Annotated in this window: 21 protein-coding genes; 17 read left to right on the top strand and 4 right to left on the bottom strand. The window is 67.6% G+C overall.

Translation table 11 applies throughout. The features are described from left to right. Window positions 1-17 precede the first annotated feature (17 nt). The 3 genes from ACFOLC_RS07345 (at window position 18) to ACFOLC_RS07355 (ending at window position 2852) form a co-directional block, all read left to right on the top strand. Window positions 18-950 (top strand): nucleoside hydrolase, encoded by a 933-nt coding sequence (locus tag ACFOLC_RS07345; protein ID WP_386758601.1) that lies wholly within the window; start codon window positions 18-20, stop codon window positions 948-950. A 106-nt stretch (window positions 951-1056) separates the two neighbouring features. Beyond that, window positions 1057-1299, top strand: a complete 243-nt coding sequence (locus ACFOLC_RS07350; protein ID WP_386758602.1) for a type B 50S ribosomal protein L31 — start codon at window positions 1057-1059, stop codon at window positions 1297-1299. 248 nt (window positions 1300-1547) lie between these two features. Then, window positions 1548-2852, top strand: a complete 1305-nt coding sequence (locus ACFOLC_RS07355) for a citrate synthase (protein WP_386758603.1) — start codon at window positions 1548-1550, stop codon at window positions 2850-2852. A gap of 282 nt (window positions 2853-3134) precedes the next feature. Here ACFOLC_RS07355 and ACFOLC_RS07360 read toward each other — a convergent pair whose 3' ends face one another. The 3 genes from ACFOLC_RS07360 to ACFOLC_RS07370 form a co-directional block, all read right to left on the bottom strand. After that, the gene (locus ACFOLC_RS07360) at window positions 3135-3578 is read right to left on the bottom strand and encodes a hypothetical protein (protein ID WP_386758604.1); all 444 of its coding nucleotides are present in this window, start codon (window positions 3576-3578) and stop codon (window positions 3135-3137) included. Window positions 3579-3615: 37 nt separating this feature from the next. Next, window positions 3616-4293: a hypothetical protein gene (locus ACFOLC_RS07365; RefSeq protein ID WP_386758605.1), complete on the bottom strand. Its 678-nt coding sequence runs from the start codon at window positions 4291-4293 to the stop codon at window positions 3616-3618. Window positions 4294-4457: 164 nt separating this feature from the next. Next, complete coding sequence (locus ACFOLC_RS07370; protein ID WP_386758606.1) at window positions 4458-6953, bottom strand: penicillin-binding protein 1A; 2496 nt, start codon at window positions 6951-6953, stop codon at window positions 4458-4460. 247 nt (window positions 6954-7200) lie between these two features. Between ACFOLC_RS07370 and ACFOLC_RS07375 the strand changes: the two genes are divergently transcribed. The 14 genes from ACFOLC_RS07375 (at window position 7201) to tkt (ending at window position 23222) form a co-directional block, all read left to right on the top strand. Beyond that, window positions 7201-8259, top strand: a complete 1059-nt coding sequence (locus ACFOLC_RS07375; RefSeq protein WP_386758607.1) for a pilus assembly protein PilM — start codon at window positions 7201-7203, stop codon at window positions 8257-8259. Continuing rightward, a complete protein-coding gene (locus ACFOLC_RS07380) occupies window positions 8259-9017 on the top strand; it encodes a PilN domain-containing protein (protein WP_386758608.1) in 759 nt (252 codons plus the stop codon). Before ACFOLC_RS07375 ends, ACFOLC_RS07380 begins: the two co-directional genes overlap by 1 nt. Next, window positions 9014-9688 carry a type IV pilus inner membrane component PilO gene (pilO, locus tag ACFOLC_RS07385; protein WP_386758609.1) on the top strand — a complete coding sequence of 225 codons (675 nt, stop codon included), beginning with the start codon at window positions 9014-9016 and terminating at the stop codon, window positions 9686-9688. The genes ACFOLC_RS07380 and pilO overlap by 4 nt, the downstream gene beginning before the upstream one ends. 64 nt (window positions 9689-9752) lie before the next feature. Continuing rightward, the gene (locus ACFOLC_RS07390) at window positions 9753-10244 is read left to right on the top strand and encodes a pilus assembly protein PilP (protein WP_386759017.1); all 492 of its coding nucleotides are present in this window, start codon (window positions 9753-9755) and stop codon (window positions 10242-10244) included. 18 nt (window positions 10245-10262) lie between these two features. After that, on the top strand, window positions 10263-12179 hold the full coding sequence (locus tag ACFOLC_RS07395) for a type IV pilus secretin PilQ (RefSeq protein WP_386758610.1): 1917 nt from the start codon (window positions 10263-10265) through the stop codon (window positions 12177-12179). Between the two features lie 31 nt (window positions 12180-12210). Then, complete coding sequence (locus ACFOLC_RS07400; RefSeq protein WP_386758611.1) at window positions 12211-12702, top strand: hypothetical protein; 492 nt, start codon at window positions 12211-12213, stop codon at window positions 12700-12702. 136 nt (window positions 12703-12838) lie between these two features. After that, window positions 12839-13828 (top strand): AAA family ATPase, encoded by a 990-nt coding sequence (locus ACFOLC_RS07405; RefSeq protein ID WP_386758612.1) that lies wholly within the window; start codon window positions 12839-12841, stop codon window positions 13826-13828. Between the two features lie 5 nt (window positions 13829-13833). Beyond that, window positions 13834-14766 carry a DUF58 domain-containing protein gene (locus ACFOLC_RS07410; RefSeq protein ID WP_386758613.1) on the top strand — a complete coding sequence of 311 codons (933 nt, stop codon included), beginning with the start codon at window positions 13834-13836 and terminating at the stop codon, window positions 14764-14766. Continuing rightward, window positions 14766-15227, top strand: coding sequence for a DUF4381 family protein (locus ACFOLC_RS07415; RefSeq protein WP_386758614.1), 462 nt, complete (start codon window positions 14766-14768; stop codon window positions 15225-15227). Before ACFOLC_RS07410 ends, ACFOLC_RS07415 begins: the two co-directional genes overlap by 1 nt. Further along, on the top strand, window positions 15209-16243 hold the full coding sequence (locus ACFOLC_RS07420; RefSeq protein WP_386758615.1) for a vWA domain-containing protein: 1035 nt from the start codon (window positions 15209-15211) through the stop codon (window positions 16241-16243). The genes ACFOLC_RS07415 and ACFOLC_RS07420 overlap by 19 nt, the downstream gene beginning before the upstream one ends. Further along, entirely contained in the window at window positions 16240-17970 is a 1731-nt protein-coding gene (locus ACFOLC_RS07425) for a tetratricopeptide repeat protein (RefSeq protein ID WP_386758616.1), read from the top strand. Before ACFOLC_RS07420 ends, ACFOLC_RS07425 begins: the two co-directional genes overlap by 4 nt. A 17-nt stretch (window positions 17971-17987) precedes the next feature. After that, a complete protein-coding gene (locus tag ACFOLC_RS07430) occupies window positions 17988-19661 on the top strand; it encodes a BatD family protein (RefSeq protein ID WP_386758617.1) in 1674 nt (557 codons plus the stop codon). Window positions 19662-19738: 77 nt separating this feature from the next. Next, the gene (locus ACFOLC_RS07435; protein ID WP_386758618.1) at window positions 19739-21064 is read left to right on the top strand and encodes a dicarboxylate/amino acid:cation symporter; all 1326 of its coding nucleotides are present in this window, start codon (window positions 19739-19741) and stop codon (window positions 21062-21064) included. A 169-nt stretch (window positions 21065-21233) separates the two neighbouring features. Further along, window positions 21234-23222, top strand: a complete 1989-nt coding sequence (tkt, locus tag ACFOLC_RS07440) for a transketolase (protein WP_386758619.1) — start codon at window positions 21234-21236, stop codon at window positions 23220-23222. A 342-nt stretch (window positions 23223-23564) separates the two neighbouring features. Here the strand turns inward: tkt and ACFOLC_RS07445 are convergent, their stop codons facing one another. Further along, window positions 23565-25523: an acetyl-CoA hydrolase/transferase C-terminal domain-containing protein gene (locus ACFOLC_RS07445; RefSeq protein WP_386758620.1), complete on the bottom strand. Its 1959-nt coding sequence runs from the start codon at window positions 25521-25523 to the stop codon at window positions 23565-23567. Between the last annotated feature and the right edge of the window lie 92 nt (window positions 25524-25615).

Below are 25615 nucleotides of genomic sequence, written 5' to 3' on the forward strand. Positions count from 1 at the left end.
TCGCGCATAATCGGGCGATGACGAAAATCCCCTTGTTGATTGATACCGACCCGGGCGTTGACGACGCCTTGGCCCTGTTGATGGCATTCAACGATCCACGTCACGAGGTCGTCGGCCTGACCATCGCCGCCGGCAATGTCGGCTTGAACCACACCGTCGCCAACGCGCTGAAGTTGTGCGAGGTGGCCGGCGTCGACGTGCCGGTGTTCGCCGGCTGTGCCGGCCCGCTGCTGCATCCGGCGCCCGACGCCGGCTACGTGCACGGCCGCGACGGTTTCGGCGATGTCGGTTACGAGCCGGCCGCGCGTCGCGCCGAGGCCGAGCACGCCGCGCAGGCGATCATCCGCCTTTCGCACGAGCACGCCGGTCGCTTGTTGCTGGTCGCGCTCGGGCCGCTCACCAATATCGCGCTGGCGCTCAAGCTCGACCCGAGCCTGCCCGAGCGCGTCGCCCGCTTCGTCGTCATGGGCGGCGCGGTGACCGGCCACGGCAACATCACGCCAGCGGCCGAGTTCAACATCTACTTCGACCCCGAGGCCGCGCACATCGTGTTCGAGGCCTTCCCGCGGATCGAGCTGGCCGACTGGGAGGCCACCATCGCCCACGGCCTGCTGCACGATCGCGTGGTCGACTGGCTGCAGGCCGACAGTAATCGCGCCCGCTTCTACGAGTGCATCTCGAAGAAAACCCGCGAGTGGTCGGCTGACCGCCGTGGCGACCACTGGCACTCGGCCGATGGCCTGGCCATGGCGTTCGTACTGGAGCCGGACGGCGCGCAGGAGATCGTGGAGCGGTCGCTCGCGATCCAGCTCGAAGGCCCGCACAGCCGCGGTGCCACCGTGGTCGACTGGCAGCGCCAACTGGGCCTGCCTGATCGGGTCGCAATCCTGCTGCGTTACGACCAGGCCCGGTTCGAGGGCCTGGTCCGGGCGGCCCTTGCCGCCGGGTGAATCACCGGCGCAGCGGCCAGTTGAAATCCGATGCTCTGCGGGCTTGCTTCGGGGTGGGGTGGGCCGCTATACTGCCGCGCTTTCCCCGTATGAATTGGTGAGTGCCATGAAGGCAGGCATCCATCCCGAGTACCGCGCGGTCGTCTTCCAGGACGTCACCACGGACTTCCAGATCCTGACCCGCTCCACCCTTTCCAGCAAGGAAACGGTGAAGTTCGAAGGCGCCGAATACCCGCTGATCAAGGTGGATATCTCGTCGGCTTCGCACCCGTTCTACACGGGCAAGCACAAGATCATGGATACCAGCGGTCGAGTGGACAAGTTCCGCAAGCGCTACGCGCAGAAGTAATCGCGTTGCCATGAGTTCCGCACGACGGCTGCCGCAAGGCGGCCGTCGTCGTTTCGGGTGTTCGCGGCCGACCCTGGCTGGTCACACGGGTACAACGCACCGGTGCGGTGCTGCCGGTGCCCGCGACCAAAGTCCGAGCTTGGGCTCCAGGGCCGTTGTGCGATAATTCAGCATCGCGGCGTGTCCGCGACCCCCGTCCCCACCTCATGCCGCGACTCCCAGCGGCGTGCAGACTTGAGGAGTGCTTCGTGTCCGATTCCACCCGCTCTGGTTTCGACCAGGTCACCCTGACCGCCGGCGACAAAACCGTCACCCTGCCGGTCCAGCACCCGGTGCTCGGCGCCCCGTGCATCGATATCGCCAAGCTGCCGAAGGAAACCGGCGCTTTCACCTACGACCCGGGCTTCACCGCCACCGCCAGTTGCAAGTCGGCCATCACCTACATCGACGGCGATGCCGGTGTGCTGCTGTACCGCGGTTACCCGATCGAGCAGCTGGCTGAGAAGTCCAACTTCCTCGAAGTGGCCTACCTGCTGATGCATGGCGAGCTGCCGGGCAAGGCGCAGTTCTCCGCGTTCGAGCACGAGGTCACGCATCACACGATGATGCACGAGGCCTTCCGCACCTTCCTGTACGGCTTCCGCCACGACGCCCATCCGATGGCGATGCTGACCGGCATGCTCGGTTCGCTGGCGAGCTTCTACCACAATGATCTCGACCTCGAAGATCCGGAGCAGCGCCGCCTGGCCGCGATCCGCCTGATCGCCAAGGTGCCGACGATCGCCGCCGCCTGCCACCGCTATTCTATCGGCTGGCCGATCCGCTACCCGCGCAATAATCTCGACTACACCACGCGCTTCCTGCACATGATGAAGGAAGTGCCGAGCGAGCCGCTGGAGCTCAATCCGGTCGCCGCCAAGGCGATGGACCTGTTGTTCATCCTGCACGCCGATCACGAGCAGAACGCTTCGACCTCGACGGTGCGTCTGGTCGGCTCGACCGGCGCCAACCCCTACGTCAGTGTCGCCGCCGGCGTCGCCGCGCTTTGGGGGCCCGCGCACGGCGGCGCCAACGAGGCCGTGCTCAAGATGCTCGAGGAGATCGGTCGCCCCGAAAACGTCGGTGCCGCCGTCGCCAAGGCCAAGGACAAGGAGTCGGGTTTCCGCCTGATGGGTTTCGGCCACCGCGTCTACAAGAACTACGACCCGCGCGCGGCGCTGGTGCGCAAGATGACCCACGAAGTGCTGGGTCAACTGGGCGTCAACGATCCATTGCTGGACGTTGCGATGAAGCTGGAAGAAGCGGCCCTGAAGGACGACTACTTCGTCCAGCGCAAGCTCTACCCGAACGTCGATTTCTATTCCGGCATCATCTACAAGGCGCTGGGCATCCCGGTGGAGATGTTCACTGTGATGTTCGCCATCGCCCGCACCGCCGGCTGGGTCTCGCACTGGCTGGAGCAGCAGGAGGATCCGGAGAACAAGATCGGCCGCCCGCGGCAGATCTACACCGGCTCGGCCGCGCGCGACTACGTCGGGATCGGCCAGCGCTAAGGCGCACGCTCCGACACCAGCGCCGACGCAACGAAGAAAGCCACGGCCTTGCCCGTGGCTTTCTTCGTTTCCGATGATGTCTTCGTATGATGGGCGCTATTTTCTTGCTATTACCCCGGCTGGCGGTCAGGCGATGCAGCAAGCTGCGCTGCCCATCGATGCCGCTGTGGTCGCAGCAAGTTTTGGAGCCTCAGCCGCTGGACGAATTGCACCCCACGGGCTTGAAGGCATCAGGCTTGTCGATTATCGGCGCGAGGTCGTGGGCTTCGGCAACGTGTTCGCTCACGAGCCTGCGGGGCTGACCGTCGTCCGTTTCTCTGAGGATAAGATCACCGTGCAGCTAAGGGCAAAAAGATCCTCATGCTCTGCACGATTCGCATCCTGAAAGCGCAGGGTGTATTTCCCCGGTGCATCGAACACTTTGACTTGGGTGACTGACTCACCATCGATCTTCATCCCCCTGAGGGTGGACGTGTCCAGCTTCAGCGTATCCCGTCGATACTCGTCGCCCAGGACGTCGATACCCCGTGGCGGGTATCGCAGATAAATGAACTGGTCCCGGGGAGTCTGTACTCCGACATAGGTCGGATGCCGCGTGGATCCGAAATCGATGACGATGTTGCCTTCGGACTCGTGGCAGGAAATGCCGTGATTCCGTAATGGGCTGTCGGCTCCCATCAGGAAGGGCACGCCGAGTAACAGGGCTAGGACGCATGATCGAATCATCACGTTCTCCAACCGCTTCGGTGAAGTTGTCTGCCCCTCATGGGGCTGGCATGGAACTCCCGCTGGCCGACTCATAGCCGGCGATTTCCTCGTCGGTCAGCAGTTGTCGCAGCTGCGTCGCCGAGGCGCGCTTCATCGGTTTTTCGTCTGTGCTCGACAGCGGCGCCTGGCGCAGCACGTCGAGCGGCAGCACGGTGACATCGAAAGTCAGCTCTTCGGCGCCGAACAGCCAGACCGGGAAATCCTCGCTGCGCTCGCGGTCCAGGCGCAGCCGGCGGCTGCGCGCCTCGGCGGGAATGCCGTGCTGCTCCAGGAACCGCGGTGCCGCATCGGGATCATCACTGTGCAGATGCAGGCTGACCGGGCTGCGCGTGTCGGCGGTGCCGTCGAGCACCGGGCCGATCAGGCGCGGCTCGAAATCCCTGAAGAATTCGAGTGCGCGCAAGGCCGCTTCGCGGCGTTGCCGCAATGCCACCACGTTGTCGCGCTGGAACAGGCGCTGGTATTCGCGCAAGGCGTCCTCGATCTCGCGATTGCGTGGCAGCGAGGCGTCGTCAAAGATGCCCAGGCGTTCGGCGGCCTTGAGCTTGGCCTGGTGGTAGTCACGGATGCCGCTTTCGGCCATCAGCCGCGCCGCTTCGTGGGCGAGGCGATGGCGACGTTCGCGGGTGCGGGTCTGCGCGTGCTGGTGGGCGTGCTGTCGGGCGTGGTGCATGGCGACCTCCGCGGCTGGCACACGACGGCGAGGGCGCTCGCCGCGGCCGGCCCGAGGGTCGACAGGGGCCAACCTAGCATGTTCCGGTTAAATGCCGGCTTGCGCGAGCGGGCGTAACGGCCACCTGGCCCCGGGCGCGACGGCTTCCGGGGCCGATGCGCGCGCTAGAAGATGTCGAACGCTTCTTCCGCCGGTACCGACTCGTCCGGGCCGTAATCGACGTAGGTCTGCATGCGGTCGAGGTCCTCGGCCTTGACCCATTCGGCCACGCCGCCGCTGCCTTCCGGCAGCAGGCTGCCGTTGGCCGCGACCGACACCTTGATCATGCCCTCGGGCGGGTCGTTCGCGGCGAGCGGTTGGTCCTTGAGTGCGACGCGCATGTAGTCGATCCAGATCGGCAGCGCCGCCTTGCCGCCGTATTCGCGGTAGCCCAGCGACTTGTAGTTGTCGCGGCCGACCCAGACCGTGGTCGCGTACGGGCCGCCGACACCGGAGAACCAGGCGTCGCGGTGGTCGTTGGTGGAGCCGGTCTTGCCGCCGATGTCCTCGCGTTCCAGCACCTTGGCCGCGGTGCCGGTGCCGCGCTGCACGACGTCGCGCAGCATCGACACGATCTGGTAGGCGATGCGCCCGTCGATCGCGCGCGGCGCCAGAACCAGGTTGCTGGTGTCGACCGGCTTGGCTTCCGGCTCGGGCTTGGCTTCGGGTTTGGCGGTTGCCGCCTGCGCCGACGGTGCCGGCCCCAGGTCGAAGCCGTCGACCACGGTCGAGGTGCGCACGGCCTGGCCGCTGCCGTTGCTGCTGACGCCGCACTGTGGGCAGGCGGTGGCCGGCTTTTCCTTGAACACGACGGCGCCTTCGCGGTCCTTGACCTCGTCGATGAACCACGGCGTGATGCGGAAGCCGCCGTTGGCGAAGGTGGCGAAGCCGCGCGCGACCGACAGCGGCGTCAGCGAAGCGGTGCCGAGCGACATCGACAGATTCGGCGGCAATTGCTCGATGTCGAAGCCGAAGTGGCTGATGTACTTGCGTGCATAGTCGACGCCGATGGCGTCGAGCAGGCGTACCGAGACCAGGTTGCGTGACTGCACCATCGCCTCGCGCAGGCGCATCGGCCCGGCAAAGTTGCCGCTGTCGTTCTGCGGCCGCCACAGGTGGCCGCGACGGTCCTTGAACACCACCGGGGCGTCGAGCACGATCGAGGCGGGGTTGTAGCCGCGTTCGAACGACGCTGCGTACACGAACGGCTTGAAACTCGAGCCGGGCTGGCGTCGCGCCTGGGTGGCGCGGTTGAATTTGGCGCCGGCAAAGCTGTAGCCGCCGGACAGCGCGCGCAGCGCGCCATTGGACGGCTCCAGCGAGACCAGCGCGGCCTGGGCCTGCGGCAACTGGTCGAGCTTGTAGCTGACCGTGGTCGCCACAGCCGTCGAGCCAGTCTTGGCGGCTGCTTCAATGCGCCGCACGCGCACCAGGTCGCCGCGCTTGAGCAGGCTGCCCGGACTGCGGCCGCCCCAGCCCTGGCTGGCGCCGAGCGCAATCTCGCTGCCGTCGGCGAGCACCAGGCGCACCTGGCTCGCCTCGTTGCCGAGCACGATCGCCGGCAGCAGTTCGGCTTGCGCCGGAATGCTGCGCAGGCGCTGGCGCGCGGTGATGGCGTCTTCGTCGGCGACGAGGTCGAAATGCTGCTCGACACCGTGCCAGCCGTGGCGGCGGTCGTAGACCGACAGGCCATCGCGGATCGCCTGGTCGGCGGCGGCCTGCAGCACCGGGTCGATGGTGGTGGTGACGTGGTAGCCCTTGGTCAGCGCCTCAGCGCCATAACGGGCCACCATTTCCTGGCGCACCATCTCGGCGACGTAGGGCGCGGACACCTCGACCGGGCGCTCATGCGGCGCGGCGTGCATCGGCACGGCCTGGGCCTGCGTGGCTTCGGCGCGGGTGATGTAGCGCAGCTCGGCCATGCGGTCGAGGATGTAATCGCGACGTTGCTTGGCGCGCTCGGGGTTGCTGAGCGGGTTGCCACTGGACGGGAACTTGGGGATGCCGGCGAGCGAGGCCATCTCGTCCAGGCTCAGCTCGTTCATCTTCTTGCCGTAGTAGAACTCGGCCGCGGCACCGACGCCGTAGGCGCGATTGCCGAAGAAACTCTTGTTGAGGTACAGCTCGAAAATCTCGTCCTTGCTCAGCTCCTTCTCCATGCGCATCGCCAGCAGCATCTCGGCGAGCTTGCGGGTGTAGCTGTATTCGGAGCTCAGGAAGAACTGACGCGCGACCTGCTGGGTGATGGTCGAGCCACCGGGCACGCGCTTGTCGTCGGTGGTGGCCAGCAGCCAGACCGCGCGCGCGATGCCCTTGTAGTCGACGCCATGGTGTTTGTAGAAGCGCGAGTCCTCGATGGAGATGAAGGCCTGCTTGAGGCGCTCGGGCACCTCCTGGATGGCGACGGGGTAGCGGCGCGTTTCGCCGAACAATGCCATCAGGCGGCCGTCGCGCGCATACACGTACATCGGCTCCTGCATCTCGACGGTGCGCAGCGTCTCGACGTCGGGAAGTTTCGGTGCAACCAGGTAGTACAGGGCGCCGAGCGCGATCGCGCCCAGCAGGGCCAGGCCGGCAAACGCGAACAGCGCCCAGCGCAGCAAGCGACGTAAACGGGGCATCAAAGCGGGATTCCTGAAAGAGGCGATGATTGCGGGTGCCAAGAGTGAGGAGTATAGAGGAGGCGGGGAAAGGGACTGGATCGGACGGGGGTGCCCGGGCGGATCGGCCACAGCCGGCCGTAACGGGGTGGAAAGTGACGCAGTAAGGCAAACGCGTACGAAGTGGTTGCCAGTCTGTGCAAAGTTCGTTATTTAAAGCGGGGCCACACGAAGCGCACGTAAGCGCCTGTGGCATGGGGAGAAAACCGTGGGGATTGTCACAAAAAGCCAGCCGGCTCTCGTCGGCGTGGATATCAGTTCGACTGCCGTCAAGTTGCTGCAGCTCTCACGGGCCGGCAACCGCTACCGCGTCGAACACTATGCGGTCGAACCGTTGCCGCCCAACGCCGTGGTCGAGAAGAACATCGTCGAGGTCGAGGCGGTGGGCGAGGCGATCAAGCGTGCGTTGGCGCGCTCGGGCACCCGCGCCAAGCACGCCGCGGCAGCAGTCGCCGGCTCCTCGGTGATCACAAAGGTGATCCCGATGCCGGGCGACCTCGATGACGACGAGCTCGAGTCGCAGGTCGAACTCGAGGCGGTCAATTACGTGCCGTACCCGATCGAGGAAGTCAGCCACGACTTCGAGGTGCTCGGGCCGATGCCGGGCAGCCCGGACATGCTGCAAGTGCTGCTGGCTGCCTCGCGCTCGGAGAACGTCGAAGTTCGCGCCTCGGCGCTGGAGCTCGGCGGGCTGACCCCGAGGGTGATGGACGTCGAGGCATTCGCGATCGAGAACGCCTTCGCCTTGGTTGCTGACCATCTCGGTGGCCCCCGTGACGGCCTGATCGCGCTGATCGACTCGGGCGCGACCATGACCACGCTCAACGTATTGCGCAGCGGCCGCAGCCTGTACTCGCGCGAGCAGGTGTTCGGCGGCAAGCAGCTCACCGATGAGGTGATGCGCCGCTATGGCCTGAGCTACGAGGAAGCCGGCCTGGCCAAGCGCCAGGGTGGCCTGCCCGAGAGTTACGAGGCCGAAGTGCTGGAGCCGTTCAAGGAGGCGATGGTGCAACAGGTCAGTCGCCTGCTGCAGTTCTTCTATGCCGGCAGCGAGTTCAACCGCGTCGACCAGATCGTGCTGGCCGGCGGCTGTGCCTCGATCGCCGGCATTGCCGCGATGGTCGAAGAGCAGCTCGGCGTACCGACCACGATCGCCAACCCGCTCGCCCACATGACGCTGGGGCCGCGCGTGCAGGCGCATGCGCTGGCCCAGGACGCGCCGGCCTTGATGATCGCCTGCGGCCTCGCCCTGAGGAGCTTCGACTGATGGCACGCATCAACCTCCTCCCGTGGCGCGCCGAGCGCCGCAAGCAACGGCAGAAGCAGTTCGCGACGATGCTTGGTCTGTCGGCGTTGGCCGCAGTACTCGTGTCGTTTTTGATCATCAGCTACTACAACGGCCAGATCGACGGCCAGAACGAGCGCAACACCTACCTGCGTGACCAGATCACCCAGGTCGACAAGGCGATCAAGGAGATCGAGGAGCTCGACAAGAAGAAGGCCAAGCTGCTCGCGCGCAAGGAAGTCATCGAGCAACTGCAGGCCAACCGCTCGCAGATGGTGCATCTGTTCGACTCGCTGGTGCGCACCATCCCCGATGGCGCGGTGCTGACCTCGATCAAGCAGGACAGCGAGACCCTCACCCTGGAAGGCCGTGCCCAGTCCAACGCCCGCGTCAGTACCTACATGCGCAACCTCGAAGGCTCGGGCTGGATGACCAATCCTGACCTGTCGATCATCGAAGCCAAGGGTGGCGACAAGGGCCTGCCGTACGAATTCAAGCTGCAGGTCAAGCTGGCCAATCCGAACGCGCCCAAGGACGAGGACGGCGACGGCGTTCCCGACGCACCGGTACCGACCACCACGGCCGAGGCCGCGCCCGCGGCAGACGGTAGTGCGCCGGCGGCCACGGCGCCTGCCACTCCCGGCGCTGCGCCCGCGCAACCGGCAACCCCAGCGACGGCCGTGCCGGCCAAGGCGCCTGCCGCGCCGAGCACCGCCCCGGCCACAGGAGCGGCGTCATGAGCCAGAAGAAGCTCAAGCTCAATGAGCTCGATTTCAACAACATCGGCGCCTGGCCGCAGCAGGCCAAGATCGGCTTCTGCGTGATCATCGGTGCGGTCATCGTAGGCTTGGCCTGGTACCTGTTCGTCAGCGACAAGCGCGTTGAGCTGGAAGGCCTGGAGCGCCAGGAGGCAGACCTGCGCAGCGAGTTCGAGACCAAGCAGGGCCGTGCCTCCAATCTCGAGCCGCTCAAGCAGCAGCTTGCGCAGATGGAACAGCAGCTGCAGCAGATGCTGCGCCAGCTGCCGAGCAAGACCGAAATGCCCGACCTGATCGTCGACATCTCGCAGACCGCGCTCGCCACCGGCATCACCAACGAACTGTTCCAGCCGGGTGCGGAGCAGCCGAAGGAGTTCTACGCCGAGAAGCCGATCGCACTGCGCATGGTGGGTACCTATCACCAGTTCGGTGGCTTTGTCAGCGGGGTGGCCTCATTGCCGCGCGTGGTGATCATGACCATGCACGACATCTCGCTGAAGCCCCGCGGCAAGGACAAGAACGGCGTGATTACGCCAAACAGCGCGCTCGAACTCGCCGGCACGGTCAAGACCTACCGCTACCTCGACGAAGAAGAAGTCGCCAAGCAGGAGCAGGCCAGCAAGGCCGCGGCCGGCAAGAAGGGAGGGGCCTGATATGCGTGCAATCTCCATCCGCAATGGCGCCTTGCCTTTCCGCTCACTGTTGACGTTGTCGCTGATGTTGGCCCTTGCTGGCTGCTCGCGTGGTGTCACCAGCACGCCGGGCGAGGCGCCCAACCTCGAGAAGTGGATCGCCGAGGTCAAGGCGCGACCGGCGCCGCCGCTGGACCCGCTGCCGGTGATGCAGCAGTTCGAGACCTTCGAGTACGCCGCGCACGCGCTGCGCGAACCGTTCAGCACCGCCTTCACCGACGAAGGCGGCAGCGGCGGTCCGCGCCCGGATTCGGTGCGGCGCAAGCAGACGCTGGAACAGTTCCCGCTCGACAGCCTCGACATGGTCGGTACGCTCGGCCAGGGCGGTGGGGTGGTGGCGCTGGTGATGGCACCCGACAAGGTGACCTATCGGGTGCAATCCGGTGTGTACATGGGGCAGAGCGACGGTCGCGTGACCGCCGTGTTCGAGGACCGCATCGAGTTGGTGGAACTGGTGCCGGACGGCGCGGGCGGTTGGCTGGAACGTCCAGCCACGGTCGCGTTGGAAGATCAATAGGGATTGGGGGATAGCACGATGACCGTTTTCAACACACGTACGCGGCCGGCCCGGCGCCCCTTGCTCCTGCGCACCGGGACGATCGGACTGATGGTGGGCACGATCGCCGCCTTCAGCGCCGTGCACGCGGCCGCACCGACCGCCGCGGCTGCACCAACCGCAGTCGCACCGGCGGCCAGCCCGGACCCGGGCAAGCAGCTGCCGGGAGCGATCTCGGTGTCCAACATCGACTTCAAACGCGGTACCGACGGCTCCGGCCGCCTGACACTCAAGTTCAGCGGCGATGGTGCCGCGCCGGACCTGCGCAACCAGGGCTCGAGCGTCATCATCAACGTCGGCAACGCGCAACTGCCCGAGTCGTTGCAGAAGCCGCTCAACGTGGTCGATTTCGCCACGCCGGTGCAGCGCATCGACGCACGGGCCAGCGGCACCGGCACTCAGCTGGTGCTGAACACCAACGGTGCCTTCGAGTCGATGGCCTACCAGACCGGTCGCGACTACATCGTCGAGATCCTGCCGCGCGCAGCGGCCCCGACCGGCCGTGCCGTCGGCGCACCTACGGCGGCCAAGTCGGCTTCGGCCAGCGGCGGTCGTTACAACGGTCGTCCGGTAACGTTCAACTTCCAGGACATCCCGGTGCGTACCGTCCTGCAGCTGATCGCCGAGGAGTCCGGGCTCAACATCGTTGCCGCGGACACCGTGTCAGGCAACGTCACCTTGCGCCTGATCAACGTGCCCTGGGACCAGGCGCTGGACATTGCCCTGCAGGCCAAGGGCCTGGACAAGCGCCGCAGCGGCAACGTGGTCTGGGTGGCGCCGCAGGCGGAGATCGCCAAGTACGAGCAGGACAAGGAGGACGCGCGCATCGCGCTGGACAACCGTGTCGATACTGTCACCGAGTACGTGCAGATCAACTACCACAATGCCGCACAGATCTTCAAAGCGCTGACCGAGGCGAAGGGGATCGGCGGTGGCTCGGGCGGCGGACAAGGCAGTTCCAGCAACGACGGTGGCTTCCTGTCTCCGCGCGGCCGCCTGGTCGCCGACGAGCGCACCAACACGCTGATGATCAGTGACATCCCGAAAAAGATCGCGCAGATGAAGGAGCTGATCCACGTGATCGACCGTCCGGTCGACCAGGTGCTGATCGAGGCGCGCGTGGTCGTCGCCTCCGATACCTTCGCTCGCGAACTGGGCGCCCGCTTCGGTATCGCCGGGACCAAGGATGGCAAGTACTACTTCAACAACAACATCGAGAACAACGACAAGACCCGCGACTCCGTGGTCGAGGCGGGCGCCTCCGGTGACAATCCGACCCTGTTCAAGGGGGCGATGAGCAACCTGGCCGTGCTCAATCCGGCCGGTTCAGTGGCGCTGCAGATCCTCAATGCCGGCTATGCACTGGACGTCGAGTTGTCGGCGATGCAGAAGGAAGGGCGTGGCGAGGTGATCTCCAACCCGCGCGTCGTCACCAGCAACCAGCGCGAGGCGGTGATCAGTCAGGGCCAGGAGGTCGGCTACGTGACCATCGCCCCGCAGTCCGGTGGCGGTGATGTGCCGATCCCGAACGTGCAGTTCAAGGACGTGCTGTTGCAGCTGAAGGTCACCCCGACCATCACCAGCGACAACCGCGTCTTCCTCAACATGCACGTCAAGAAGGACGAGGTATTGGAGTACGTCCGGACCGACATCGGCGCGGTGCCGCTGATCAGCAAGCGCGAGGTCAACACCGCGGTACTGGTCGATGACGGTCAGACGGTGGTGATCGGTGGCGTGTACGAGTTCGCCGACCGCAACGACGTCAGCAAGGTGCCGTTCCTGGGTGATGTGCCGTTCCTGGGGGCGCTGTTCAAGAAGAAGGGGCGCAACAAGAACAAGGCCGAGTTGCTGATCATGGTCACGCCGAAAGTCATGCGTGTCGCGCAACGCGGTTGAATAGGAATGCAAATTTCAACAGGAGGTTGATATGTTTGCCAAGAAAATAGCCGTGGGTCTTGGACTGTCGATTTGTTTGGTTGGTCCTGCGCTCGCGCAAGAGGGATGGAACTTCACTGAAGAGCAGGTCAATGAGGCCGCGTTAACGGGCAGCGTCAATATCTGCTGGAATCAAAGTGTGCCTGCAGGTTATGTCATTGTTGGGCATACGGTGACAACCGCATGTAACGGCACTAACTATCCTGGATCCCCGAATACAAAGGTTGTGAAGGAGCCGGCTCCTTCAGGTGAGATTGTCTGTGGTTTTCCTCTGCCCGCAGGCTATGTAATTACGATGGACAAGTTGACCTCCAGTGCGTGTGCTTCATTGCCTGGCGGACATAACGTGATGAGTGTAAAGTTGGCTGGGAGTAGGGAGTTTATTTGCTCGAACTCTCCGATCCCATCTGGGTACCAATACGACACTAATTCCTCTCCTTCCGGGGTTTGCCGTATTGGTTTCGCCTTCAACATCTGGCGATGAGTTGGACGATGCAAGCTATTTAAACAAAGGGGGCTTCGGCCCCCTTTTGTTTGCTCGAATGTGAACAAATTGCGGGTCTGTAGGTCGTAGCGATCAAAGTTCGGTCAAACTGGTTTCGTTTCCAGCGAGACACACTATGGACCGCAGCGACGACCTGCCCCGTCTGCACGATGCCTTTCGCGCCCTGCGCGAGGCGCTTTCTGCCGAGATCGTCGGCCAGTCGGCGCTGATCGAGCGGCTGCTGATCGCCCTGCTCGCCGACGGCCACCTGCTGGTCGAGGGCGCGCCGGGGCTAGCCAAGACCAGCGCGATCCGCGCGCTGGCGGCGCGGCTGGAGGCCGATTTCGCCCGCGTCCAGTTCACCCCCGACCTGCTGCCGGCCGATCTCACCGGCACTGAAGTGTGGCGGCCGCAGGACGGCCGTTTCGAGTTCCAGCCCGGGCCGATCTTCCACCCGATCCTGCTCGCCGACGAGATCAACCGCGCGCCGGCCAAGGTGCAGTCGGCGCTGTTGGAGGCGATGGGCGAGCGCCAGGTCACGGTCGGACGGGCGACCTACGCGCTGCCGCCGCTGTTCCTGGTGATGGCGACGCAGAATCCGATCGAGCAGGAGGGTACGTTTCCGCTGCCCGAGGCGCAGCTCGACCGCTTCCTGATGTACGTGCGCATCGGCTACCCCGAGGCTGCCGCCGAGGCCGAGATCCTGCGCCTGGCACGTGATCGCGCCCGCGAGACGCTGCACACCGTGGCGGTGCCGGTCACGCGGATGCCGATGGCCGACGTGTTCGCGGCGCGCGCGGCGGTGCTCGACCTGCACGTCGCGCCGGTGGTGGAACGCTACGTGATCGAACTGGTCCTGGCCTCGCGCGATGCCAGCCGCTACGACGCTGCGCTGGCCCGGCGCATCGCCTGGGGCGCGAGCCCGCGTGGCTCGATCGCACTGGAGCGTTGCGCGCGCGCGCATGCCTGGCTGGCCGGCCGCGATTTCGTCACGCCCGACGACGTACGCGCGATCGCCCCGGACGTGCTGCGGCACCGCATCCTGCCCAGTTACGAAGCCACGGCCGAAGGCTGGGACGGCGATCGCCTGGTCGGCGAGCTGTTGCAGCGGGTGCCGCTGCCCTGACGCCCATGCGCGTGCAAGATCCACCACTCGAATCGACAGCGATCGGCAACGGGGTGACGCCCACTCTGGCCGAGCTGATCGCCCTGCGCGCGGCGGTGGCTGGACGCCGCTCCGCACGGCTGGGCCGCCACGGCGTCAGCGGCCATGCCCTGTCGCCGTTGCGTGGCCGCGGCATGGAGTACGCCGAGTCGCGCGAGTACTCGATCGGCGACGACGCACGCCACATCGACTGGCGCCTGACCGCGCGCACCGGCCGCGCCCATACCAAACTGTTCCAGGCCGAGCGCGAGCGCCTGAGCCTGATCGTCGCCGACACCGCGCCGTCGCTGTACTTCGGCACGCGCGTGCGCTTCAAGTCGGTGCAGGCCGCGCGTGTCGGTGCGGTTGCGGCATGGGCGGCCGTGCGCGATGGCGACCGCATCGCCGCGCTGCGCGGCAGCCTGCGCGAGGCGCCGATTGCACCGGCGGCCGGGTCACGTGGAGCCTTGCGCGTGCTCGATGCGCTGGTGCGCTGGTACACGCAGGCGCCGGCCGAGGATGCCGGGCTCGCGGTCGCGCTCGACCACGCCGAGCGCTTGCTGCGCCCTGGCTCGCGGCTGGTGCTGTTGGCCGATCCACACAGCCTGGCCGCGATTCCCGAGCGGCGCTGGCCGGCGCTGGCGCAGCACCATGAAGTGATCGTGCTGCTGCTGACCGATCCGCTCGAAAGCGCTCCGCCGAAGGCGATGCTGCCGTTCCGCGGTGATAGCGGGCGCGTCGAACTCGATCTCGCTGTCGCCGCACAACGGCAACGCTGGCGCAACGAATTCAGCGCGCCGGTCGAAGCGGCGTTGGCGCGGCTGCCGGCGCGTGGCGTGCGCGTGCAGGCCTTGTCGACCGACGCGGCCAGCGAATCGTGGTTGCCCCTGCTCGGCCGCAACCGGCCGTTGGTGGCGTGATGGATGCGGCCACGCTTGCCCTGCGCGACATCCACCAGCCTCCGGCCCCGTCCTGGTGGCCGCCGGCCCCGGGATGGTGGTTGCTGGCGGCCGTGGTGCTCGTGGTGATTGCCGTGCTGTGGTTCTGGCGTGCACGGCGACAACGCAAGCGCCGCGCCATTGCGGCGCTGTTCGATCAAACGCTGGCTGCGGCCGACACGCCGGCCGCACAGGTCGCGGCAATGTCGGAGCTGTTGCGGCGCGCGGCGCGGCGCCGCGACGCGCAGGCCGACCGCCTGCACGGCGACGCTTGGCTGGCCTTCCTCGATCACGATGACAAGCCGGGATCGCCGGCATTCGCGCAGGGGGCGGGGCGGTTGTTGCTCGACGGCGGCTTCCGGCGCGAGGTCGATGCCGCGCAGGTCGAGGCGTTGCGCGTGCTGGCGCGGGCACGCTTCCTGCAATGGATGGGGGCGACGTGATCGACGTGCTGCTCGCCCCGTTCATCGCGTTGCGCGACCTGTTCGCATGGCCGTGGTGGCTGCTGGCCTTGCCACTGCCGTGGCTGGCGCGCTGGCTGCTGCCGGCGGCGCGCAACCCAGCGGCGGCGTTGAAGGTGCCGTTCGGCGAACGCCTGGTGGCGGTCGCGCGCAGCGGCGGTCGCCGCGCACTCGGCGGCGGCGCCGGGTGGCTGGCCTGGTTGGCCTGGGTCCTGTTGTGCGTGGCGGCGGCGCGACCACAGCAACTGGGCGAGGCCGTGCAGCCGCCGCAGGCCGGGCGCGACCTGATGCTCGCGCTCGACCTGTCGGGCAGCATGCGCGAACCCGACATGGACCTGGGCGGTCGTCCGGTCGATCGCTTGACCGCGGCCAAGGCGGTGATCGCCGATTTCCTCGACCGCCGCGGCGGCGATCGCGTTGGCCTGATCGTGTTCGGCCGTCGTGCCTACGCGCTGACCCCGCTGACCCACGACCTGGCGTCGGTGCGCGAGCAGTTGAACGACAGCGTGATCGGTCTGGCCGGGCAGGAGACCGCGATCGGCGACGCCATCGCGCTCGCGGTCAAGCGCCTGCGTGCGCAGCCGGTCGGGCAGCGGGTGCTGGTGTTGCTGACCGACGGCGTCAACACCGCCGGTGCGCTGGAGCCGGCCAAGGCCGCCGAGCTCGCCCGCGATGACGGCGTGCGCGTGCATGCCATCGCGTTCGGCGGTGACGGTTCGTTGTCGCTGTTCGGCCTGCAGCTGCCGATGCCGGGCGCCGGCGACGAGATCGACGAGGCCACGCTGCGCGCGATCGCGCAGCAGACCGGCGGCCGTTTCTTCCGCGCCCGCGACACCGCGCAACTGGTCGGCATCTACGGTGAGATCGATCGCCTGGAGCCGATCGAGCGCCCCGGCCAGGCGGTGCGTCCGCGCATCGAGCGCTATGTCTGGCCACTGGCGGCGGCGTTCGCCTGCGCGTTGCTCGCGTTTGCGTGGCCGCGCCGGAGGTGGGCATGAGCTTCAGCGCATTGATCGACAGCCTGGCCGCGCTGCACCTGCTGCGACCGCACTGGCTGTGGGCGTTGCTGGCCTTGCCGGTGCTGGTCGGGTGGTCGCGCGCGCAGCGGCGCCGCGCCAGTGTCTGGCGCGAGACGGTCGACGCGCACCTGCTGCCGCACCTGCTCGACACGCAGGCCGATGCGCGCACGCGCTGGGCCGGTGGGCTGGGCCTGCTCGGTTACGTCCTGGCGGTGCTGGCGCTGGCCGGCCCGAGCTGGCGTCAGATCGAGCAGCCGCTGTGGCAAAGCCGCACGCCGCTGGTGATCGCGCTGGACCTGTCGAGTGCGGCGCTGGCCGCCGACCTGCCGCCGTCGCGGTTGGCGCAGGCGCGCGCCAAGATCGCCACCTTGCTGCGCGAACGCGCCGACGGCCAGGTTGGCCTGGTCGCGTACGCGGGTGAAGCGTTCACCGTGGCGCCACTGACCGACGATGCCGGCAACGTCGCGTTGTATCTGGATGCCTTGAGCCCGGACGTGATGCCGGTGGATGGCCAGCGCATTGATCGCGCGATCGCGTGGTCGGCGCGGCTGTTGCGTCAGGCCGGGTTCGACCGCGGCGACATCCTGCTGTTGAGCGACCATGCCGATGCGGCCGCACGCGAGGCCGCGGGTCACGCCGCCAGCGAGGGCTACCGCGTATCGGTGCTTGGGCTGGGCAGCGCCGCCGGCGCAGCGTACCGACGTGGCGACGGCAGCTTCGTCACCGCACGGCTGGATCCGTCGTCCCTGCGTGGTCTCGCCCGTGCCGGCGGTGGTCGTTACGCCGCACTGGGCGTGGGTGATGACGACCTGCGCGCGCTCGGGGTGATGGAGGCCTCGACGCAAGGCGCGGCGCAGGTGCAGGGCGAGGAAGGACGCACCTGGCAGGACGAAGGCTATTGGCTGTTGCCGCCGCTGATGCTGCTGGCGCTGTTGGCGTTCCGTCGTCGCGGCATCACCGCCGCGCTGCTGCTGTGCGCGGTGCTGCCCATGGCGCCGGTGCAGGCGGCCGACTGGTGGCGGCGTGCCGACCAGACGGCGCATGCCCGGTTGCAACAGGGCACGCAGGCGTACCGGCAAGGCGATTACGCGCGTGCGGCGCAGCTTTACCAGGGCAGCGACAACGCCGACGGCCACTACAACCGCGGCAACGCGCTGGCCAAGGCCGGGCAGTACCCGCAGGCGATCGCCGCTTACGACCAGGCCTTGAAACGGCAGCCGGGCATGGCCGACGCCGCGGCCAACAAGCAGGCGGTGGAAGCGGCGATGAAACGCCAACCGCCATCCGGCGGGCAGGGACAGCCCAAGCCCCAGTCTTCAGCGGGCGGGAAGGGCAGCGGCCAAGGCGGTGGCCAGTCCAATGCCAGTAGCGGACAGGGTCAGCCGCCGTCTTCACCGCAAGCAACGCCCCCGCAACCGCCGCAATCGCAGCCACCATCCGACGCCCGGCCGGCCGACGCCCAGGCCCAGCAGGCTGCCGACGCGGCGCAGCGCGAGCGCATGCAGCGTGCGTTGCAGCAGGGTCAGCCGGCCGCTCCAGGCAAGAACAACGCATCGCCGGCGGCCGAAACCCCGGCGCAACGCGAGCGTCGCCTGGCCAACGAGGCCTGGCTCAAGCGTGTACCCGACGATCCGGGCGGATTGCTGCGCGAGAAATTCCGCATCGAGCACGAGCGTCGCCAGTTGCAAGGACCATGGGACCAATGACCGGGAGAACGAGCGCGATGTCTGGCCTGCTGCTGCGCGTGTGCGCAGGACTGCTGTTGACGGTAGCCAGCTTGGGCGCATCGGCGCAGACCCGCGCCTGGCTCGATCGCGATCGCATCGCGGCCGGCGAAACCGTCACCCTCAACATCGAGACCACCTCGGCCGCTTCCGCCACGCCGGACTACACGCCGCTGCAGGCCGAATTCACGCTCAGCGGCCACACCAGTCGCCGCGAGTTCGAGTTGGTCAACGGCCGCAGCCTCACGCGCACCTTGTTCGCGGTGGCGTTGAAGCCGCGCCGCGACGGCGTGCTGACGGTGCCTGCGCTCGCGGTCGGCAACACCAGCACCCAGCCGCTGCCGCTGGTGGTGACACCGGGCAGCGCCAGCGCGCCGGCCCGGGCCGGCGCCGACGTGTTCATCGAGAGCGAGGCCGATGATCCCTCGCCGTACGTGCAGCAGGCGGTGGGCTGGGTGGTGCGCCTGTACTCGGCGGTGCCGCTGGTGTCGGGGCAACTCGACCAGCCGGCGCCGCAGGGCGCGTCGCTGCAGCGTGTCGGCGACGACGCCCAGTACACGCGCGAGCTCGGTGGCCGCCGCTACAGCGTGATCGAGCGCCGCTACCAGCTGGTGCCCGAGCGCAGCGGCGCCTTGCCGGTGCCCGCGGCCTCGTTTGAAGGCCGCGGTGCGGCCGGTTTCTTCGATGATTTCTTCGGCAGCCGTGGCGATGCCCTGCAGGCGCAGGCGCCGCCGCGCGTGCTGCAGGTGCGGCCGGCGCCGGCCAACGCGCCGCAGCCGTGGTTGCCGCTGCAGGACCTGCAACTGCGCTACCAGTCGACGCCACAGGAGTTGCGCACCGGCAACGCGGCGACCCTGACCATCGAGGCGGTGGCCGATGGCGCCACCGCCGCGCAGATGCCCGAGCTGCAACTGCCCGCGATCGACGGCGTGCAGGTGTTCGCCGATCCGGTCCAGGTCGACGAGCGCTTCGTCGACGGCCGGCCGCGGGTGAAGCTGACGCGCAAGTTCTCGCTGGTGCCCGCGCGCAGCGGCGCGGTGCGCCTGAGCGGTGTGCGTCTGGGCTGGTGGGACGTGCGCGCGGGCACGGCGCGCACGGCGAGCCTGCCGCCGTTGGCGTGGACCGTAGCCACGGGCAGCACCACCGCCGGCACGACCGCGCCGTCGTCGGCGATCGTGGCCAGCGGCCGCACGCCCGCGCTGCCGACCGCCGCGCTGCCGGCGCTGCAGGGCGCCGACCGCGGCTGGGTGCTGGCGACGCTGCTGTTCGCGGCCTTGTGGTTGTTCACCCTGGTCTGGGGCCTGCACCGCGGCGGAGCGGCGGGCGAACCGCCGGCGACAGCCACCGTCAAGCCCACTGGAAAGCACGGCCAGGCCGAGTCGAAACGCGCATCGTTGAAACGCGCGCTCGACCGTGGCGATCTCGGCGAGGTCGCCGAGGCGTTGTGCGCGATGGCGCAGCCGCCGGCGCGCGACATCGACGCGTTGCTCGTGCGCCTCGACGATGCGCGTCAGCGCGAGGCCGTCGAGGCCCTGCAACGCGCGCGCTGGGGGAGCGGCGACGGCGTGGTCGCCCGCGCGCTGCTGCGCAAGGCCTTTGCCTCCGGGCCGCAGTGGCGCGAAGCCGTCGCCACGTCGGTGTCACCGCTGCCGCCGCTGTATCCCCCGGGCTGAGCGGGGTCGGGAAGCGGTCCGGTCCGGCAAAAAAGCCGGTTTTGCTAAGCTCGCGCGGTTTACTGCGGAGTACAGCGATGACCGAAACGAGTACTGGCGCCGGCAAAGGCGCCGGCAAGGCCAAGTTGCCGCTGCACTGGAAGATGGCGATCGGCTTCGTTGCCGGCCTGCTGTTGGGTCTGGCCGCGCACTACGGCGCCGGCGCCCACGCCGGCTGGGTGCAGTGGTTCACGACTTACGTCACCCAGCCCGCGGGCACGCTGTTCCTGCGCCTGATCTTCATGCTGGTGATCCCGCTGCTGTTCTCGGCGCTGGTGATCGGCGTGGCCGAGATGGGCGATGTGCGCTCGCTCGGCCGCATCGGCTGGAAGACCCTGGGCTACACCGTGGTCGTGTCCGGGATAGCGGTCGTGCTCGGCCTGGTGCTGGTGAACTGGCTCAAACCCGGCGCCGGCATCGACCCCGCAGTGGCACAGCAGATGCTCAGCGAGGGCTCCGAGCGTGCCAGTGCCATCGTCAGCAGTACCCAGACCCAGCCCAAGGGCCTGGACATGCTGCTGTCGATCGTGCCCGACAACGTGGTCAAGGCCGCCGCCGACAACACCATCCTGGCGGTGATGTTCTTCGCGCTGATGCTCGGCATCGGCCTGGTGCTGACCCGCAGCAAGGCCACCGAGGTCCTGCAGCGCGGCATCGAAGGCCTGTTCGAGGTGTCGATGACGCTGATCGGGCTGGTCATCCGCCTGGCGCCGTACGCGGTGTTCTGCTTCATGTTCAACCTGGCCGCGCTGTTTGGCTGGGGCCTGCTCAAGAGCCTGGGCGCCTATGTCGGCGTGGTCGTGCTGGCGCTGGCGCTGCACATGTTCGTGGTCTATTCGCTGACGCTGAAGTTCGTCGGCGGCTATTCGCCGGCGAAGTTCTTCAAGGGCGTGCAGGAGGCGATGGTGATGGCGTTCTCGACCGCCTCGTCCAACGCGACCCTGCCGACCGCGCTGCGCGTGGCCGACGAGAAGCTTGGCCTGCCCAACCGCGTGTCGCGCTTCGTGCTGACCGTTGGCGCCACCGCCAACCAGAACGGCACGGCGCTGTTCGAGGGCGTGACCGTGCTGTTCCTGGCCCAGTTCTTCGGCGTCGAGCTGACCCTGGTGCAGCAGGTCACGGTGATGTTCGTCTGCATCCTCGGCGGCATTGGCACCGCCGGCGTGCCGGCCGGCTCGCTGCCGGTGGTGGCGCTGATCTGCGGCATGGTCGGGGTGCCACCGGAAGGCATCGGCCTGATCCTCGGCGTCGACCGTTTCCTCGACATGTGCCGGACCACGCTCAACGTCACCGGCGACCTGATGCTGGCGACGGTGGTCTCGCGCGGCGAAAGCGACCCGCCGGCCGAGCGCCTGGCCGACTGAGCACTGCCCGGAAAGCTTGCTGTAGCAGTCTTTTCGGCCGTCAGACAGGTTCCGGGGCGACAGCGCCGCCCCCGGATGGGACAATGGCGCGCCCGCTCGGCCCGGCTTCTCCGTTGGCCCCGCCGCTCGCGCGCCTTCCGCCGCCCTCCAGAAGACCCGCCCCGACGCCATGACGACGCCCAGCCGCCGCGACCTTGCCAACGCCATCCGTTTCCTCGCCATCGACGCGGTGCAGGCCGCCAACTCCGGCCATCCGGGCATGCCGATGGGCATGGCCGACATCGCCGAGGTGCTCTGGAACGACTACCTCAACCACAATCCGAACAACCCGAACTGGTTCAACCGCGACCGCTTCGTGTTGTCCAACGGCCACGGCTCGATGCTGCAGTACGCGCTGCTGCACCTGTCCGGCTACGACCTGTCGATCGACGAGCTGAAGAAGTTCCGCCAGTTCGATTCCAAGACCCCGGGCCACCCCGAGAACTTCATGACGCCGGGCGTGGAGACCACCACCGGCCCGCTCGGCCAGGGCTTCGCCAATGCCGTCGGCATGGCGCTGGCCGAAAAGCTGCTGGCCCAGCGCTTCAACAAGCCCGAGCTGCAGATCGTCGACAACCGCACCTGGGTATTCATGGGCGACGGCTGCCTGATGGAAGGCATCTCGCACGAGGCCGCCTCGCTGGCCGGCACCTGGGGCCTGCACAAGCTGGTCGCGTTCTGGGACGACAACAAGATCTCGATCGACGGCAACACCGACGGCTGGTTCACCGACGACACCCCGGCGCGTTTCGAGGCCTACGGCTGGAACGTGGTGCGCGGCGTCAACGGCCACGACGCCGACGAGATCAAGACCGCGATCGAGACCGCGCTGCAGTCCGACAAGCCGACCCTGATCTGCTGCCGCACCACGATTGGTTTCGGCTCGCCCGCCAAGGCCGGCAAGGAGTCCTCGCACGGCGCGCCGCTGGGCAAGGACGAAGTCGTCGCCACGCGCGCCGCGCTGGGCTGGGAACACGGCGCGTTCGAGATCCCGGAAGCGATCTACGACGGCTGGCGTTCGCGCAGCACCGGCCTGGTGCGCGAGGAGCAGTGGAACCGCCTGTTCGACGCCTACGCCGCGCAGTACCCGGAGCTGGCCGCCGAGCTGACCCGCCGTTCCCACGGTGAGCTGCCGGAAGGTTTCGTGGCCGCCGCCGATGCCTACATCGCCAAGCTCCAGGCCGAAGGTCCGGTCGTGGCTTCGCGCAAGGCCTCGCAGATGGCGATCGAAGCGTTCGCGCCGCTGCTGCCGGAACTGGTTGGTGGCTCGGCCGACCTGGCCCATTCCAACCTGACCCTGTGGAAGGGCAGCAAGTCGGTCGCGACCGACGACCCGGATGCCAACTACATCCATTACGGCGTGCGCGAGTTCGCGATGACCGCGATCAGTAATGGTCTTGGCCTGCACGAGTGCTTCATCCCGTACGACGCGACGTTCCTCGTGTTCAGCGACTACGCGCGCAACGCCGTGCGCATGAGCGCGCTGATGGGCGCGCACGCGATCCACGTCTACACGCATGACTCGATTGGCCTGGGCGAAGACGGCCCGACCCACCAGCCGATCGAGCACGTTGCATCCTTGCGTTACATCCCGCACAACGACGTCTGGCGCCCGTGCGATGCGGTCGAGTCGGCGGTGTGCTGGAAGGCCGCGATCGTGCGCAACGACGGCCCGAGCTGCCTGATCTTCTCGCGCCAGAACCTCGCCCACCAGGCGCGCGACGAGGCGCAGGTCGCCAACATCGCGCGCGGCGGTTATGTGCTCAAGGATTCGGTCGGCGCACCGGAACTGATCCTGATCGCGACCGGTTCCGAAGTCGATCTGGCGATCAAGGCCGCCGCGCAGCTCGGCGACAAGGTGCGCGTGGTGTCGATGCCGTCGACCGACGTGTTCGACCGCCAGGACGCGCAGTACCGCGAGTCGGTGCTGCCCAACGCCTGCCGCAAGCGCGTGGCGATCGAGGCCGGCGTGTCCGACTTCTGGCGCAAGTACGTCGGCCTCGACGGCGCGGTGATCGGCATCGACAGCTTCGGCGCCTCGGCCCCGATCGAGGCGCTGATGCCGAACTTCGGTTTCACCGTCGAGCACGTGGTCGCGGCGGCGAAGTCGCTGGGCTGATCCGCTCGCGCCGGATCGAATGGAAAACGGCGCCTCCGGGCGCCGTTTTCGTTTGTCAGCTTCGGGGGTAGAACCGTAACTCGGGTAAGCGCAGCGCATCCGGGAGCATTCGTGAAGAGCCCCGGATGCGCTGCGCTTACCCTGGCTACTTGTTCCTGGTTGGACTGAAACCCCTCTCCCTGGCGCTCCGCGCCTGTCCTCTCAGCCTTGCACACCCTTCGGGCGCCACAAGGGGAGAGGGCTTCAATCCCTGGGTTTTGCGGCACCTGATCCAACCCTCTCCCCTCGTGGGAGAGGGTGGCCCGAAGGGCCGGGAGAGGGGGCCGCGAAGCGGCAAGGAATTCAGCCCGCCGTTTCGCGCAACCCCAGCGCCAGTAAGCGTGCTTCCAGCCGCTCACCGAAGCCGCGCGGCGCCGTCAGCTGCATCCGCGCCAATGCTTCGCGGTCATCACTGGCGCCAGTACCCAACGCCCGCAGTACCGTGCCCAGCTTGCCGCCGCGCGTCGCAGTATTGGTCTTCAACCAGCCCAGCGCCTTGGCCAGGCGCTGCTCGGCCGGCGTGAAATCGCTGCCCAGCGGATAGTCGGGCAGCACGCCATCGCGACGTAGTGGCGCCAACGCTGCGCGCAAGCGTTCCGTCGTGTTGCTGCTTGCATCCGAAGGCAGGGCGAAATCCTGGCGCAGCTTGCCGTTGCGCTTCGCGGTTTCGATCAATCCGGCCTGGAAGCGCGCATCGGCGATCGCGGCCATCGCCGCGATGCAGTCCTCGTCGGTGCGGCCACGCACGTCGGCAATTCCATATTCGCTGATATAGAGGTCGCGCAGGTGGCGCGGAATGGTGGTGTGGCCGTAGTTCCAGACCACGTTGGAGTTGGTGTGGCCGTGCGCGTCGCGGCTCGCACGCAGCATCAGCACCGAACGTGCATCCGGCAATGCGTGCGCCATCGCCACGAAGTTGTACTGGCCGCCGACGCCCGACACCACGCGGCCGTCGTCGAGCCCGTCCGACACCGCCGCGCCCAGCGCGGTCGCCATCATGCAGCTGTTGAAGAAACGCGCGTCGCGACGCTGCAGGCGTTCCAGCGATTCCTGGCCGCCGTAGAGTTCGTTGACCTCGCTGACGCGTTTCATGCCGATGCCACGGCGGTCGGCGTCGTTGAGATTCCGCAACCAGTCGTAGAACTCCGGCGACCCCAGGTAGAACGCACCGTGCAGGAACTCGCCGTCGCGTTCGAGCACGGCGCGATCCTCGTCACTGGCGTTGTCATAGGCGATGCGCTGCATCAGCGCGGCATCGTCGACCACCTTGCGTTTGATCACGCCGACTTCGACCAGGCGTTTGAAGCCCTCGTTGAGCATCTCGCTGCAGCCATACAGGCCCTGCGCGAACGGCATCAGGTCGCGTGGGTCGGTGTGGAGCGGATCGACCAGCGCGGGGTCGAGCGATGCCAGCACGTGCCGGTACGCGGCGTTGTCGGTATGGCGCAGCGCCAGCGCATGACACAGCGCATCGGCCAATGCGCCGATACCGATCTGCAGCGTGCCGCCGTCGCACACCAGCGTGCTGGCGTGGAAGCCGATCGCGTAGTCGGCGTCCGACACCGGCTGCCGCGGCAGCCCGAACAACTTCGGGTACGGCCCCGGCGGCGTGACCACCGCATCGAAGTACGCCGCATCGACCGCGGCCGTGCCGCCGAGCCACGGCAGTTCGGGGTCGACCTCGGCGATCAGCAACGGCCGCGGCAGGCCGCGCGCGGCGAGTGCATCGACCGCGTCCAAGGTGAGGTCGGTGTTGCACGACAACGACAATTGCGTGCCATCGGCCGATCGCGCGACCTTCTGCACGATCGCATTGAGCCCGCGATCGGCCAGTGCGCGCGCGACGTGGGTGTAGTTGAGGCTGGCGTAGCGCTGCTGCGCCTGCGGCGCATTGAGCATCGCGCCTGACTGCAGGTAGAACTCCTCGACCTCGACATGCGCCGGCAGCGCATTGCGCTTGAGCGCCTGCACATAGGCCAGGCGCGGGAAGTCGTCACCGAAGTGGCGCTGCAGGAACGGGCCGAGGAAACGCGCCTCCAACCCCTTGCCCGCACCCGGCGGGTCCAGCGACAAGGCGGTGTACAGGTGCAGGCGCCGCGACGGGTCCGGCGCCATCCGTGCGTACAGCGCATTCAACAACCGGTGCGGCTTGCCCAGCCCGAGCGGCGCGCCCAGGTGCAGCGGGCCGTCGATGCGGGCCAGCAGGAACTCGACGGCGGCGTCGAGCGAATCGAAATGGGCGGGGGCAGGGCGGGGCGTCATGGCGCCAAGCCTAACGCTCGGGCATTGGGGTGGGGTGATGGCCTGGTCAAATGCCAGGTTCCAACTAATCGGGCTGTGGGATCTGCGTGCTG

Origin of the sequence: Lysobacter cavernae, assembly GCF_042648505.1 — a bacterium.
Taxonomy (GTDB): Bacteria; Pseudomonadota; Gammaproteobacteria; order Xanthomonadales; family Xanthomonadaceae; genus Lysobacter_L; species Lysobacter_L cavernae.